Source organism: Vibrio sp. 10N.222.55.C7, assembly GCF_041473335.1.
Taxonomy (GTDB): Bacteria; Pseudomonadota; Gammaproteobacteria; order Enterobacterales; family Vibrionaceae; genus Vibrio; species Vibrio crassostreae_C.
The window spans coordinates 19,815-32,603 of sequence record NZ_JBFRSC010000034.1 but is presented as its reverse complement, the minus strand read 5'-3'; the positions used below and the strand labels follow the sequence as shown (position 1 = coordinate 32,603).

The 12,789-nt window shown below is 41.3% G+C and carries 16 protein-coding genes; 8 read left to right on the top strand and 8 right to left on the bottom strand.

What is annotated here, in order from left to right; translation table 11 throughout:
- Positions 1–7: 7 nt before the first annotated feature.
- From AB4482_RS12580 to AB4482_RS12550, 7 genes are read right to left on the bottom strand one after another with little or no spacing between them, the layout of a single operon-like run.
- Entirely contained in the window at positions 8–280 is a 273-nt protein-coding gene (locus AB4482_RS12580; protein WP_372130968.1) for a hypothetical protein, read from the bottom strand.
- A complete protein-coding gene (locus AB4482_RS12575) occupies positions 270–1,724 on the bottom strand; it encodes a type II and III secretion system protein family protein (RefSeq protein ID WP_372130966.1) in 1,455 nt (484 codons plus the stop codon). The genes AB4482_RS12580 and AB4482_RS12575 overlap by 11 nt, the downstream gene beginning before the upstream one ends.
- 8 nt (positions 1,725–1,732) lie before the next feature.
- The gene (gene cpaB, locus AB4482_RS12570) at positions 1,733–2,482 is read right to left on the bottom strand and encodes a Flp pilus assembly protein CpaB (RefSeq protein WP_372130964.1); all 750 of its coding nucleotides are present in this window, start codon (positions 2,480–2,482) and stop codon (positions 1,733–1,735) included.
- A gap of 3 nt (positions 2,483–2,485) precedes the next feature.
- Positions 2,486–3,823: a hypothetical protein gene (locus AB4482_RS12565; RefSeq protein ID WP_061032535.1), complete on the bottom strand. Its 1,338-nt coding sequence runs from the start codon at positions 3,821–3,823 to the stop codon at positions 2,486–2,488.
- 38 nt (positions 3,824–3,861) lie between these two features.
- Entirely contained in the window at positions 3,862–4,392 is a 531-nt protein-coding gene (locus tag AB4482_RS12560; protein ID WP_061032534.1) for a prepilin peptidase, read from the bottom strand.
- Positions 4,393–4,401: 9 nt separating this feature from the next.
- Positions 4,402–4,554 carry a hypothetical protein gene (locus AB4482_RS12555; protein ID WP_198594302.1) on the bottom strand — a complete coding sequence of 51 codons (153 nt, stop codon included), beginning with the start codon at positions 4,552–4,554 and terminating at the stop codon, positions 4,402–4,404.
- Positions 4,555–4,561: 7 nt separating this feature from the next.
- Positions 4,562–4,765, bottom strand: a complete 204-nt coding sequence (locus tag AB4482_RS12550; RefSeq protein ID WP_372130962.1) for a Flp family type IVb pilin — start codon at positions 4,763–4,765, stop codon at positions 4,562–4,564.
- 193 nt (positions 4,766–4,958) lie between these two features.
- Between AB4482_RS12550 and AB4482_RS12545 the strand changes: the two genes are divergently transcribed.
- The 3 genes from AB4482_RS12545 (at position 4,959) to AB4482_RS12535 (ending at position 8,728) form a co-directional block, all read left to right on the top strand.
- Complete coding sequence (locus AB4482_RS12545; RefSeq protein ID WP_171732469.1) at positions 4,959–5,702, top strand: AraC family transcriptional regulator; 744 nt, start codon at positions 4,959–4,961, stop codon at positions 5,700–5,702.
- 93 nt (positions 5,703–5,795) lie between these two features.
- On the top strand, positions 5,796–7,484 hold the full coding sequence (locus AB4482_RS12540; RefSeq protein ID WP_102319917.1) for an AMP-binding protein: 1,689 nt from the start codon (positions 5,796–5,798) through the stop codon (positions 7,482–7,484).
- Between the two features lie 338 nt (positions 7,485–7,822).
- On the top strand, positions 7,823–8,728 hold the full coding sequence (locus AB4482_RS12535; protein ID WP_372130960.1) for a LysR substrate-binding domain-containing protein: 906 nt from the start codon (positions 7,823–7,825) through the stop codon (positions 8,726–8,728).
- Positions 8,729–8,858: 130 nt separating this feature from the next.
- On the opposite strand, the gene AB4482_RS12530 is transcribed toward AB4482_RS12535, so the two are convergent.
- Positions 8,859–9,065 carry a DUF1127 domain-containing protein gene (locus AB4482_RS12530; RefSeq protein ID WP_372181042.1) on the bottom strand — a complete coding sequence of 69 codons (207 nt, stop codon included), beginning with the start codon at positions 9,063–9,065 and terminating at the stop codon, positions 8,859–8,861.
- 103 nt (positions 9,066–9,168) lie between these two features.
- Here AB4482_RS12530 and AB4482_RS12525 point away from each other — a divergent pair, with 103 nt between their 5' ends.
- The 5 genes from AB4482_RS12525 (at position 9,169) to AB4482_RS12505 (ending at position 12,781) form a co-directional block, all read left to right on the top strand.
- Complete coding sequence (locus AB4482_RS12525; RefSeq protein ID WP_372181041.1) at positions 9,169–10,125, top strand: LysR substrate-binding domain-containing protein; 957 nt, start codon at positions 9,169–9,171, stop codon at positions 10,123–10,125.
- A 39-nt stretch (positions 10,126–10,164) separates the two neighbouring features.
- Entirely contained in the window at positions 10,165–10,380 is a 216-nt protein-coding gene (locus AB4482_RS12520; RefSeq protein WP_372054898.1) for a VF530 family DNA-binding protein, read from the top strand.
- Positions 10,381–10,617: 237 nt separating this feature from the next.
- On the top strand, positions 10,618–11,256 hold the full coding sequence (locus AB4482_RS12515; protein ID WP_102319915.1) for a response regulator transcription factor: 639 nt from the start codon (positions 10,618–10,620) through the stop codon (positions 11,254–11,256).
- Positions 11,257–11,427: 171 nt separating this feature from the next.
- On the top strand, positions 11,428–12,012 hold the full coding sequence (locus tag AB4482_RS12510; RefSeq protein ID WP_372054894.1) for a hypothetical protein: 585 nt from the start codon (positions 11,428–11,430) through the stop codon (positions 12,010–12,012).
- Positions 12,013–12,100: 88 nt separating this feature from the next.
- The gene (locus tag AB4482_RS12505) at positions 12,101–12,781 is read left to right on the top strand and encodes a molecular chaperone (protein ID WP_102319913.1); all 681 of its coding nucleotides are present in this window, start codon (positions 12,101–12,103) and stop codon (positions 12,779–12,781) included.
- The last annotated feature ends 8 nt before the right edge of the window (positions 12,782–12,789 follow it).

Sequence of the window (12,789 nt, the reverse complement as noted above, 5' to 3'; positions counted from 1 at the left end):
TCCAGATTTAGTTAAACTCTTCTAGGATCTGGCTACTACTGCTTCCGGACAGATCATTTTCACCTCTGCCAACATATCGGTCGTAACCAGCCTGCATCCGCTCCCCTGTACCATCAGGTACTTCGAGTAAATTCTCTTGGGTCGCATTAGGGTTATACGTTTGCTCAGTTTTCACTAGTGCTACTGAGTGCCCTAAACGAGCATCGTTCGCACAGCCAACTAACACCATCACGAGAAAGACCATCATTATTCTAATCATATCCATCTCCTTATAAATCATGACCAAATGAGCCTTCGCTACCACCATCAGTCGGCGATACAGTCTGTGTCGATTGAGATTGCTCGGAGTCCGACTCTGACGGTTCAGCAATGTAAGCGCTTCGGCCTAACAAATAATATTCCAAGTCATTAGGGTCGACGAAAGCATCTGTTGGTAATGTCACTTTCGTGCGGTCGATTGGCTTGGCAAGCCTTGGAGTCACAAGAATAACCAGTTCGGTTTCGCCAGATACATACTCTTGGCTGTTGAAAAGCTGCCCTAAAATCGGCACATCACCAAAGCCTGGCATCTTGTTGCTGATATCTCTCACATTCTCACTCAGTAAACCTGCAATACCGATAGTCTGGCCATCTGCTAACTCAAGAGTTGAAGATGCACTACGACGCGTAATAGGTGGAATGAAGTAAGTCGCGTTGGTAGTACCAGGATCAATCGTTAGCGAGCTACTATTCGCAATTTCACTCACATCAACAGCCAAGTTCAGGTTGATTTTCTTGTCACTAAGAACCGTTGGGATGAATTTCAGCCCTACACCATATTCTTTGTATTCAATGGTGATGCCGTCTTCATCAGGCACAGGGATTGGGAACTCACCGCCCGCTAAAAATTCAGCTTTTGAACCACTTAACGCGGTTAGATTCGGCTCAGCCAAAACTTTGGCTACACCATTCTGCTTTGCAACATCCAAAGCAAAGGTAAACAATGTATTGCTATCGATAAAAGAACCTAAAATCCCATAATCTGTTGAGGTGGGAATATCAAAAATCGGCGTTGCACCCAATACACCAGCAGGCACAGAAGACGCTCCCCATGAAAAATCAGAACCACTGGTTTGGAAGAAATGGAAGTTAGCATCGAATTTTCGAACTAAGCTTCTTTGCACTTCAGCGACAGTGACCTCTAGCATGACTTGCTGAGCACCACCAATCGACATTAAGTTGATGACCCCAGTCGCCGCAGCTTGCTCACTACCACTCTCTTTTGACTCATCTGCGGTTTGCCCGGAGGAGTAAGTTTCTGCAATTCTCATCGCGACATTCATCTGCTGTTGGTTGCTCACCTGACCGCTCAGCAACAAACGGTTTTGCGCACTATGTACTTCGATAGTTTCATCAGGAAGGAACTCATATAACTTCGCCTTTAAACTATTAAGATCATGAGTAACCTCAATGTTAATAGACTCAATCAACCGACCTCGAGAGTCCCAAGCCATTAGGTTTGTCGCACCTAATTTTTTACCAATTAAAAACACTTCATTTGATTTTAAAATTACAATATCTAAAACTTCAGGATCACCAAGAGAAACCTTCGCCGCTTTTCCCGACAGCACGACATGCGTAGATTTATGATGTGGAACCGTGACTGTTTTTCCCGTTTGTAACGCCGCAACACTGGCCGTCGAAATACAAATTAGGCTCAAAACACACGCAATTAATATTCTCATATTTCACCTCAATCCTTGACGCGCACATTAGATGTTTCTGTACCTTTGATAATGGTGACACTTGGTCTAGGCACATATCGACGAACCACTTTTTTCTCAACTTCATGTGGGTTTCTCAAAGTCAGCTGAATACTGCCTTTGCTTTTAGCCGTGAGAAGTTTCTCGGCCTCTTTCGGCGTCATCTCAAGAGTTACCGCTCGTACAATAATTGGACTGTTTTCATTCGTTTTAGCCGTTTGATCTACAGCCAAAACCTTAATATCTTTAAGAACCGTTTGAGTAGCTGCAGAATTTTTTCCGTAAGAAACCGTATTGAGAATATCAACCTTGTTACCCGGTAATAAGAAACCTGCCACACCAATAACATCATCAACACGTATCGTTACCGCACGTTTATTTTCAGGGATAAGAGCTGCAAGCGTTGACCCTTCTCCTGGTACAGTAAATCGTAACTTGTGAAGCACCTCTCCGGCATAAATGGTATTCGCAACCACCTTGCCAACGAGTTCTGAAACATCGGAGTAGTTATTCTCGTTAATCCAATCAACTTCCATTAACTTCGTGGTTAGGAACTGCTCTTCAATTATCGTTCCAGCTTCAATCTCTTGTGAGGCCACAACTACTGGATGACGCTCCACAGTTTCAACTTCGACTGTTGGCTGTACTTGATTTTCCATCCATTGTTTAGCGAAAAAAACAGCAGCTAAACCAAATACTACGGACAGTAAAAATAGTAGGAAAACTTGACTCTTATTCATGTGTTATTCCTCATGTCCATCAGAGGTAAAATAAACTTCCCAAGCCATGGAAAGAATATCGAATGTGATAACAGGCGGGAGTTGCTCGAACGAAAGAATATCTTTACTTATACCTACCAGATCTTTCGGCAAGCAGGGGAAAAATGGCACTTTGTATAAAGTGTGCATTTGGGATAAACGCTCAAAGAAACCATCTTGAAGTTCAACCTCTTTCTCTGCGGCAACATTCATCCACAATGCTTCGTAATCACGCTGCATAAGAGGCTTAAATTCAATTTTGTAACCTAAACGACGCAAAAATGCGGGATCACTGATCTTCTTTGGATTTAAGTTGGTAGAGAAGGCGAGAGTTAAAACAAACGGCATCGTAATTTGCTGACCGTTGGGCAGCGATAGATAATCAAAAGCGTACTCCATCGGCACTATCCATCGATTCAGCAATGTGTCTACAGGCATAGGTTGACGGCCAAGATCGTCTATCACGAAAATTCCATTGTTTGCCATCATCTGTACCGGGGCTAACCAGACTCGACTGTTTTCTGAGTGATTCACCTCAAGCATATCCATGGTGAGCTCACCACCGACCTGGATATTCGGTCTCTCACAGTTAAGCCAGCGCTTATCGTATTGATCTTTTAGCGAGATAGCTTTGGTACTGCCGTTTCTATCTAAAGGTTTATGGTGTTGTGCAGAGAAAACCTTGATGATATTGCCAAGCGCATAGACGGCATAAGGAATAAACACCGAAGTGTGCAAAGCGTTGACAATACGGCTAGCAACAAAGGTTTTACCAGTACCAGCATGCCCATATAACAAAAGGGCTCGCCCTGAGTTTATTGCCGGCCCTAGGACGGAAATCATTTTATCTATGCCATAGACATCACTTAACGCCGCCTCGACATGTGGACGAGTCACGAGCTCAGCCCTAAGGTCTTGCTGCTTGACCACCTCACTATATTGCTCAAGAGAAACTGGGGCTGGACCTAAATAAGCATCACGCTTGAAAGCTAAATCGGCTTCTTCTAGCCCTTTCTCTGAGAGAGAATAACGAACATGACTATGTGATGCAGATGAGAGAGAAAGATCTGAGGTAGGTTGAAAAACCTCAATTAGAGATTTTTTCCTCAATACCGCCAAAGCACTTTCCACAATATGAGTCACAACACATATATGGTTGGAAAGTTCTAAAACGTCCGATTTAGGGTATGCAGACAAATGCTTAAGTACGAGATTTTCAATCACGACTTCAGGAATTCCCAACGTATCAAGTGATGTTGGGACAACAGGAGCTGATATTTGCGGTTTTAATGTTGTTGAAGCCGTATGCCCTATAATATCCATTATATTATTCCTCTCCACAAAGCTTACCAACAACAGCTTTAATTAAAATAGCTATACATCGCTAATCCTATGACAACAGAGGGGGCAAAAGGCATTGTCACTTTATTTAAGTATCGATTATGAAAATTAGTACGCTCATCTTTGACTGGTGAAACACCACTCAATAAAATAAGTTTATTTTGGAAATAACCTTTAATGCTGACACTACTTGAGTTAGCGTAGTTATACAGTAAATAAAAGGATCCGATCATCCCAGAAGCAAGTAAGATAAAGTACGATGCATCAAGTATTTGTCCCCACCCAAGATACATTCCAACAACGCCCAATAACTTCACATCACCTGCAGACATTGCTCTCATAAAATACAAAAGCAAACCAAACCCAAAAAGTACTGCAAACCCTGCTAATGAAGACAAGAAAAAGCCCAACGTATAATTGCTATCAAACATTGACAAAAAATAAACAAACAAAAGAAGTATCAATATTTTATTAGGTATACGATGCTTCTCAACATCGTATACCGAAACTGCAATTAGCAGCGCCCAAAAAGCAGAAGGCTCATTAATCATATTTTCTATTTATACACTCGATATAATACTCTGGAACTTACTAAGTAAGGCTGTTGCCATTCCAGAAAAAATAAATCCAACAGCAAGAACAAGTGAAGCAGCACCAATCACGTATTCGACCGTAGTAAGCCCTTTTTGCTGTCTTGCTCTTTTCTTATCCATGATCGTATCAACCACCACTCGTACCACCACTCGTAGTGTTACCAACGTTAGCAACAATAGCGTTTAATTTATTTGCCAGAGTATTACCTAGGCCAGAAAATACAGTTGTTAAGCCTAAAACCAATAATGCTGCACCGATTACATACTCGATTACAGTCAACCCTTCTTCATCTTTCATGAATTCTTTGCAATTATTCAAAAACTTACCCATGACAACCTCTCCTTGATTTTCATAACAGGCTTCGTTTACCTGTAAAGTAAATCTAGAGGTGAGTCACACATTCGGTTAGGATTTTTTTGCCATTTACTTGCACTTTTTTGTTGTACTTCTAATCTCTGTAATAACTCCCTTATTTCTAAATTTTCACATCTGGCCCTTTATATATGATACAGGTTTAGTAGAAATGAAATTAATAACACCACTGCTATCAGATATAGATAGCGAGTTTAATTCAATTATTATAAATAAAATTAGTCGCTACTTCCCTGTGGAAAATTTTCAACAAGATATATCAGTTATCAGTAACTTAGATGTAAGAATTGTATTTTTCATTTTAAATAGAGAAAGTGAAATTCAATTACTTACCATGGCATTATCTATTTGTAAAAACCTAAACAAGCGGATAGTTTTAATTTCTCCATTTGAGATACCTAATATCATTCGAAATCATAAGAATATATTTTTCATTATAGAAACGAGTAACAATCATCTGACCAGTGCCTTCGAAGAATTAAAGAGTAAAACACAGCATATCTTTGAAGCACACTTCGACCTCGATAGAGACATGAATAGCAACAACCAGGAGCCGACCAAGCAGTTTACTTCTGAAGTTGTTAATTTTGTTATGGATAACATTAACAAGGAAATAAGAGAAACGGACATAGCTGAAAAATGTCACTGTTCAGCAACCTATTTTTCTAAAAAGTTTCATCTACACTTTGGAGTAAGCTTTAGAGACTTTGTGTGCGATAAACGAATACTGTTAGCCAAAAAGTTGATTGAGGCGGATACCGAATCAAAAATAGCTGTAATTTCTTATCAATGTGGCTACAAGGATGTGTCGTATTTTTCAAGAATTTTTAAGAAAAGGACGGGCGTAACCCCTGCAAGCTACAGACGTGCCTGCACAGATAACAGAAAACGCTAATTTTACTCCCTAAAAGAAAAAATCATGGTACATTTAACATGATTTTAACAAAAATAACCAAAAATAACTTAGCGAAAAACATGGAGTTAGACAATGATTCAGCCTAACGAGTTTAGCCAAGAACAAGCAACAGCTCTCCCTACACCCAATGACATGATTTTAAAATGGGCAGAAGATCGCCCAGATGAAGTCTATTTGAAACAGATTATTAACCGTCAATTTGTCGAATTTACTTATAAAGAAGTAGCCGACAAAGCACTGAAACTGGCGTCAGCATTAGAAGGACTCGGAGCCCAACCTGGCGATCGAGTCGCTCTCGTATCGAAAAACTGTGCAGAGTGGTTCATCTGCGATCTTGCCATGATGTTAGGAGATTTTGTCAGCGTCCCAATCTTTCCAACAGCAGGTGCAGATACCATTCAGTACTGTATTGAACACAGTGAATGTAAAATTGTGATTGCGGGTAAGCTTGACGATCCTAAAGCCACTCAAAAAGTACTTGATGACAACCCGAGCTTGGTGAGTATTTCACTGCCATACGACAGCGCAGCGAAGTGCCAACACACTTTCGAGCAGCTCATTGAGACACATGAACCATCAACCAAACGCCCTCAGCATCACGACGATAAGCTGATGTCACTTGTTTATACATCGGGTACATCAGGGTTACCAAAAGGCGCAATGCTCACCTACGGCGCGTTTACTTGGTCTGTTCAAAGGTTGATTGACCATATTGGGATCCAACCTGGCGATCGCCTGTTTTCTTACCTACCGCTTGCTCATATTACAGAACGCGTTTACATCTTTGGTTCTTCAGTAATGGGGGGCGTGGTTACGGCTTTCCCTGAATCTTTAGACACCTTTATTGATGATGTGAAAATGCATCGCCCTACGCTGTTTATTTCAGTTCCTCGCTTATGGACTCTGTTCCAGCAGCGAATCCAAGACAAATTGCCACAGAAGAAACTGAACTTCTTACTGAAGATTCCGTTTATCAACAACATCATTAAGAAGAAACTTGCTGATGGCTTAGGGTTAGACCAAGCTCGCGTTCTTGGATGTGGTTCTGCACCTGTATCACCCGCTCTACTCGCATGGTATGAGAGTGTTGGCCTGCACATTACCGAGGCATGGGGCATGACAGAGTCTTTCGCCTACAGCACGCTCAACTACCCATTCAGAGCCGATAAAATTGGTACGGTTGGTAATGCAGGTCCAGGGATCGAACTCAAAATAGCTGAAGATGAAGAGATTCTAGTTCGAGGCAAAGGCTTATTCTCTGGTTACTACAAGAATGATATTGCAACCCAAGAGTCTTTTAACTCGGATGGTTGGCTTCATACCGGTGATATCGGTGATATCGATAGTGAAGGTTACCTAACGATTCGTGGGCGTAAGAAAGATACCTTTAAAACCGCTAAAGGTAAGTTTGTTGCCCCTGTACCAATCGAAAACAAACTGTTTGAGTACAGCCGCGTAGAAATGATGTGTTTGATAGGTCTTGGCCTACCTGGTCCAATCCTACTTGTGGTACCGCATGACTTCCCTAATTTCGATCGAGCTCGCTATGAGAAAACGACAAAGCGCGTTATCGAGAAAATGAACGAGCAGCTTGGTTCACACGAGAAGATCAAAGGTGTATTGATGATTAAGGAACCATGGAGCATTGAGAATGGCGTGTTAACCCCGACTCTCAAAATCAAGCGACATATCCTTGAGCAGAAATACCATGAAGTTGGTCATAACTGGCCGAAAGATAAATTGGTGGTTTGGGAAGAATAATTAAAATCGAGAGGGAGCCATTATGGCTCCTTTTTTGTAAGCTCACATTATAAGTACTTAGTATAATCCGCAGCATCACTACTCTCGCAATCTAAACCGACATCCTTTTTCATTCGATGACTTAACGATTTAGAGCAAACAACTTGTCTAGATTTAGCCCCCTTCCTCACCTTAGTATTATCATTGATTTTAAGTACCTGAGTAACAAATATTCCGACCCAACAGGTTATTGCTTTCATGTTCTCTCTCTTGTATTCCCTTTGTATTTATCGCTATTATGAAAACAACCTGTTCGATAATCGAACAACCATTATTAACAAGAACTATAAGCTGAGATTATGGACAATAGACTGCGTCACCTTTCAGGTCTCCGTTACTTTGAAGTTGCGGCTCGCTTGAGCAACTACAGCAAAGCTGCTGAAGAGCTGTTCGTCACTCAAGCAGCCGTCAGCCAGAAGATTCGACAGTTAGAAGAACAGGTTGGATGTAAGCTCTTTATTCGTAAGGGGCGTGCAATGACTTTGACGCATGAAGGGCACACACTTTTTAGACATGTCTCTGATGGATTTCAAGATATTCTGCTGGGGTTAAACAAGATCCAATCAGAACCTATTCAAGGGCTACTTGTTGTTAGAAGTCCCCCCTCTTTTGCTTCTCGTTGGTTACTGCCTAGGCTGTGGAAGTTCTCGGTAAAGCACCCAGAGATCCCAATTAAGATACTAACAGGGTGTGATACACCAAATTTAAAACATGGCGAAATTGATGTGGCTATTCGACAAGGTGAAGATCTATGCGTTGAAGAAGGCTTGACTCTAGAGATGCTAATCAACGAACCGGTTTACCCTTTTTGTTCCCCTAAACTCGCAAACTCTTTGAACTTCACATCACCTGAACAACTCCTCAAATGTTGGCTGATTCAGTTTGATAGCGGTTGTTTCCCGTGGGATGAATGGTTTAGGCAAGCAAACATATCGACTCAAAGCAGCACCATTCAGTGGATGGAAGTCGGTACCTTTGATATGGGGCTAACCACGGTCATGGCGGGACATGGGGTTTGCTTGGCAACAGACAGCTTAGCTGGTGACTTCATCGAACGCGGCTTACTAGTGAAGCCCTTTGATATAGGCATGACACCTGGGGTTCAAGTCAACCTATGCTTTGATCCTAACTCCCCGAGAGAAGAGCGTATTACCGCGTTCACCAATTGGTTGCACGAAGAAGTAAACGAGCTATTGGAGAGTTAAATCTCATCTCCCACTTCTTTATATAAACTATAAACTTAACTCAACATAGAACGGTAACGTAAACCTGCCGACACCGACAAAACTATGTTGAGTTAAAGCAACGTCGAGTTAAAAGCTACGTTGCCTTGAATCACTCCCAAAATGACTTCTTCAGTTCTTTCTTGACTTGTTCCGACGTAATCCCGATATCTCTAAGTAAATAATCGGGTAGCTCAGACAGTTGCTTTCTGGTTCTACGATTTTGAAAGTACAGGCTTAATTTAGAATAGAATTTCTTAATTGATAATGATGACAAAAATGAATGGTTGGTATTTGCTGTTGCTGTGATCGTATTCATAGCCTTTCTCCTGTTGATCTTTTGCTTTGTTGTGGTCAATAATCAACCAGCAGAGCAACGTCGACAAACGATAGATACTGGCATTCAGTTAAGGAAAACTAATGTGAGAGAGCGTACCCCACCATTCCAAGGGATCTACTATTTTTATACGGCAGCTGAAACAGGCAGTTTTAAGCTGGCAGCAGAAAAGCTATTTGTCACAGCCGCAGCAGTCAGCCAACAAATTCGCCAACTTGAAGAGTGGTTAGGCGCAGATCTGTTTCTTCGCCAACACCGAAAAATAGTATTAACTCATGAAGGCGAAGTACTGTACCTACAAGCGAAGAAAGGCTTTGCCCATATTCAAGATGGGGTCAGACAAATAAACCAGGACCCTAATCCCACTCAGCTGTCGATCTCGACCGTTCCATCTTTTGCCCAGCATTGGTTGGTGCCAAGGATTGGGGATTTCAGAGAGAGACACCCAGATCTTTCTATGTTGATTGAACCGACCAATAAGCTGATCACCTTTGAGGATTCGAGTATCGATATCTGTATACGCTATGGGCACGGTAACTACCCAAATCTAGAGTCGCGCTGGCTAATGGATGAAGTGTTATATCCTGTTTGTCATCCGCTCTATCAGGAGAAGTATGGAATATACAGTGTCGAGGACCTGCACAAAGCCGAGCTAATTGAAGACCGATGGCCAGACATGGATTGGTCAATATGGCTTAATGAAGTAGGCGTTGAAGGCGGTCACACCACGTTGCAGTTTGATGGCTCTCACTTTGTACTAGAAGGGGCACTCTCTGTTCAAGGAGTCGCTTTAGTCAAACACAGCTTGGTGTATCGATACCTGCAAGAAGGGAAGCTAGTTAGAATTGGTCATACAGCGCTAAGACCAAAATACAACTATTTCTTATGTGCGCCACCGGGATACTTTCATCGCGATAAGATTCAACGCTTCTCCAAATGGATAGAAACGCAGGTCTGTGAGTTTGGTAACAAAGGAAGGGAAATGCTCAATATCGTCGATACCGACTTCTCATTGAAATGGTCGGGAAACTCTGATGGCTAAGCTGATATACTGAGAGCAAATAAATGACGGGTAAATCTCATGACACAAGCAAATAACCCACTTCACGGTATCACGCTTCAAAAGCTGCTAACTGAATTGGTTGAACATTACGGTTGGGAAGAGTTGAGTTACATGGTTAATATCAACTGCTTTAAAAAAGACCCAAGCATTAAATCGAGCTTAAAGTTTTTGCGTAAAACAGATTGGGCACGTACCAAGGTAGAGCAAATCTACATCCAACTAAAAACTAGCTAGTCCCTACCTTTAACAAACGCACCATTTACGGTACTAAAGTATGAACCCATTGGTGCGCATTCCATTCAATTTTATTATTTTCCTTTGAAAATCAATAATTAAAACAAATAGCACATCCATTCCATTGAATAATGCTCAATCAATACTAATATTATTGAACCAGAGACAGTGGGATAACTCCCCATTAACCTAGCGATTAATAAAGATTTTGTGTATGAGTAAATAGAGAGGTCAATCATGGAAGTTGATTCTGAACTCGCGTTAGACATTCATGTCCTTACCCGCAATAATTCATACTATAGGGTGATAAAAGACCTACTTTCGGTATCTATTCCTAGCGCGCAAATCACTCATTCCCAATGCTTTGTGCAAGTACCGAAACTCGAACCTGAAACGGTTGTTTTATTTGATATTCAAACAATGCCATGCCCCAAAAGATACGGATTTATCCTACATGAACGAAACGAATTTTGGTTAGCAGTCAATGTGAATGACAATACCTCTACAGTATGGCTAGAGAAAGGCTTTTCAGGGCAAGTCGGTCAGCACTTTGAGTTTATATCGAAAGCAATTTTATCTGTTTATCAAGAAGATATATGGTTCCCAAGGTCAGTGTTAAATAAGCTGGTTTCTTCCTATCAAAGCAATGAGCCTAATTATGAATCAGCTTGCGAAAATATAATCAATTACAAAGAGTTAACTAAAAAGGAAAGGGATACCTGCACATTGATGCTAAAGGGGCTTTCAAACTCTCAGATTGCATCTCAGCAGCACGTCAGTATCAATACAGTGAAAACTCACTCATCAAACTTACTTCGTAAATTAAACTTACGATCGAGATATGAACTTCTTGCTCAAGTAAAAAGCGCTAACTAGGTAGCAACAAGGTTAAATCAAAAGAAAAATGAATTATGACAAAACTCATTCTAAACTCACCCTATGCAAACGATATTTTTCACTCCATGTGATGAGGTTTGACTAACCGTTCCCTCGTAGTCTTTAGAGGCGATGCACAGATATGCATCTTAACTAACGAGGGATTGAGTTATGAAAAAGTTACTTCTTGCTACTGCTGTAGCAGCCGCTTCACTTTCTTTTGGCGCTTCTGCGGTTCAATTTAATAATGCTGTGGACTTTACGACACTGAGTAACACGGACCAAAAAACGATTCGAATTGAAGGCCGAGTTCCAAAACGCTGTCTACTGCGAATAGGTAAGAAAGATGTGAAGAATAACGTTCTACGCAAAGCGAACAAAGTGCACGAGGATTCATGGTCCAATGGCTTCAACAATAAGGAAGTTTTGGTAGGTAACTTGCGTGCATGGTGTAACTACGGAACTGATTTGGAGTTTTCAGTAACAGCTTACCAGCTAAACGGCGTAACCAAGCACAATATGAGTGAAAAAATTAACTACGCAGTGAAAATTGGTTCAGATACGGTGGCGAACACCGAAAACGACCATGGCATGGAGGTAACGGCGTCGCCAATTCCATCATTGGGCGAACACTTGGTGAACAAAATCAACAAGCATCCAATTTATGTACAACCTGAAGATTCAGGCTTTGCACGAGCAGGTAAATATAAAGGTAAAATCAAAGTGAGTCTTGCTGCAGCAGGTCCAGCAAGCTAATAACCGAATGACGCTTTATGGATAATGTCTTTTAGGCAAGAAACTTGGCTCGGTTCTCGAGCCAAGTTTATTTTATGGAGAAATATCAATGACTAGGATTATAACTCTTCTATTTTCTTTATTGTTCAGCTCAGCCCTTTTCGCGTACGAAGTCAGCCCAATCTATCTAGAACTTGATGATGTTGGTCGAAATGCACAAGGCTTGTATAAAGTGACTAATGTGGAAGAAGAACCAATCCTCTTAGAAGTAAATGTCTATCAAACTGATTTTTCTACTGGCGAAGAAATTTTAACACCATCGGAAGATGAGTTTCTCGTCCTTCCACCTCAAGCTAAAATTGACGGGCAAAAATCTCAGACTTTCCGCGTACGTTACATGCCAACAGGACCTATAAAACAAACCGTCACCTACCGTATCGTCTTTTCGCAAATTGAACTAGAAAATCAAATTGAGGAAGATGACGACAGTTCTATTTCCATGTTATTAGAGTTTGCGACTTTGGTTTTTGTCTCTCCCACATCCAGTAAATCAATTCCAACTACTACACTCCAAAATCGCCAGGTTGCTATCCGTAACGATGGCAAACGAGTACTGAACATGAATGGTATGGAGTTCAGCTTCTCTGGTGACAAAGCAAACAAAACGGTCGATTGGGAAGTATTAAGTAAAAAGACAAGCGCTTACTTAATGCCAGGAACAACCGTCAAGTACACCTTACCAAGTGAATTAGGGCAGCCAGAGAAAGTTTCTGTTAAAACAATAGACTAGTGAGGTTT

What these genes read in the sequence shown, in the direction of transcription:
- AB4482_RS12580 (WP_372130968.1), bottom strand. Translation starts at nt 280, where the DNA reads ATGATTTATAAGGAGATGGATATGATTAGAATAATGATGGTCTTTCTC.
- AB4482_RS12575 (WP_372130966.1), bottom strand. Translation starts at nt 1,724, where the DNA reads ATGAGAATATTAATTGCGTGTGTTTTGAGCCTAATTTGTATTTCGACG.
- cpaB (WP_372130964.1), bottom strand. Translation starts at nt 2,482, where the DNA reads ATGAATAAGAGTCAAGTTTTCCTACTATTTTTACTGTCCGTAGTATTT.
- AB4482_RS12565 (WP_061032535.1), bottom strand. Translation starts at nt 3,823, where the DNA reads ATGGATATTATAGGGCATACGGCTTCAACAACATTAAAACCGCAAATA.
- AB4482_RS12560 (WP_061032534.1), bottom strand. Translation starts at nt 4,392, where the DNA reads ATGATTAATGAGCCTTCTGCTTTTTGGGCGCTGCTAATTGCAGTTTCG.
- AB4482_RS12555 (WP_198594302.1), bottom strand. Translation starts at nt 4,554, where the DNA reads ATGGATAAGAAAAGAGCAAGACAGCAAAAAGGGCTTACTACGGTCGAA.
- AB4482_RS12550 (WP_372130962.1), bottom strand. Translation starts at nt 4,765, where the DNA reads ATGGGTAAGTTTTTGAATAATTGCAAAGAATTCATGAAAGATGAAGAA.
- AB4482_RS12545 (WP_171732469.1), top strand. Translation starts at nt 4,959, where the DNA reads ATGAAATTAATAACACCACTGCTATCAGATATAGATAGCGAGTTTAAT.
- AB4482_RS12540 (WP_102319917.1), top strand. Translation starts at nt 5,796, where the DNA reads ATGATTCAGCCTAACGAGTTTAGCCAAGAACAAGCAACAGCTCTCCCT.
- AB4482_RS12535 (WP_372130960.1), top strand. Translation starts at nt 7,823, where the DNA reads ATGGACAATAGACTGCGTCACCTTTCAGGTCTCCGTTACTTTGAAGTT.
- AB4482_RS12530 (WP_372181042.1), bottom strand. Translation starts at nt 9,065, where the DNA reads ATGAATACGATCACAGCAACAGCAAATACCAACCATTCATTTTTGTCA.
- AB4482_RS12520 (WP_372054898.1), top strand. Translation starts at nt 10,165, where the DNA reads ATGACACAAGCAAATAACCCACTTCACGGTATCACGCTTCAAAAGCTG.
- AB4482_RS12515 (WP_102319915.1), top strand. Translation starts at nt 10,618, where the DNA reads ATGGAAGTTGATTCTGAACTCGCGTTAGACATTCATGTCCTTACCCGC.
- AB4482_RS12510 (WP_372054894.1), top strand. Translation starts at nt 11,428, where the DNA reads ATGAAAAAGTTACTTCTTGCTACTGCTGTAGCAGCCGCTTCACTTTCT.
- AB4482_RS12505 (WP_102319913.1), top strand. Translation starts at nt 12,101, where the DNA reads ATGACTAGGATTATAACTCTTCTATTTTCTTTATTGTTCAGCTCAGCC.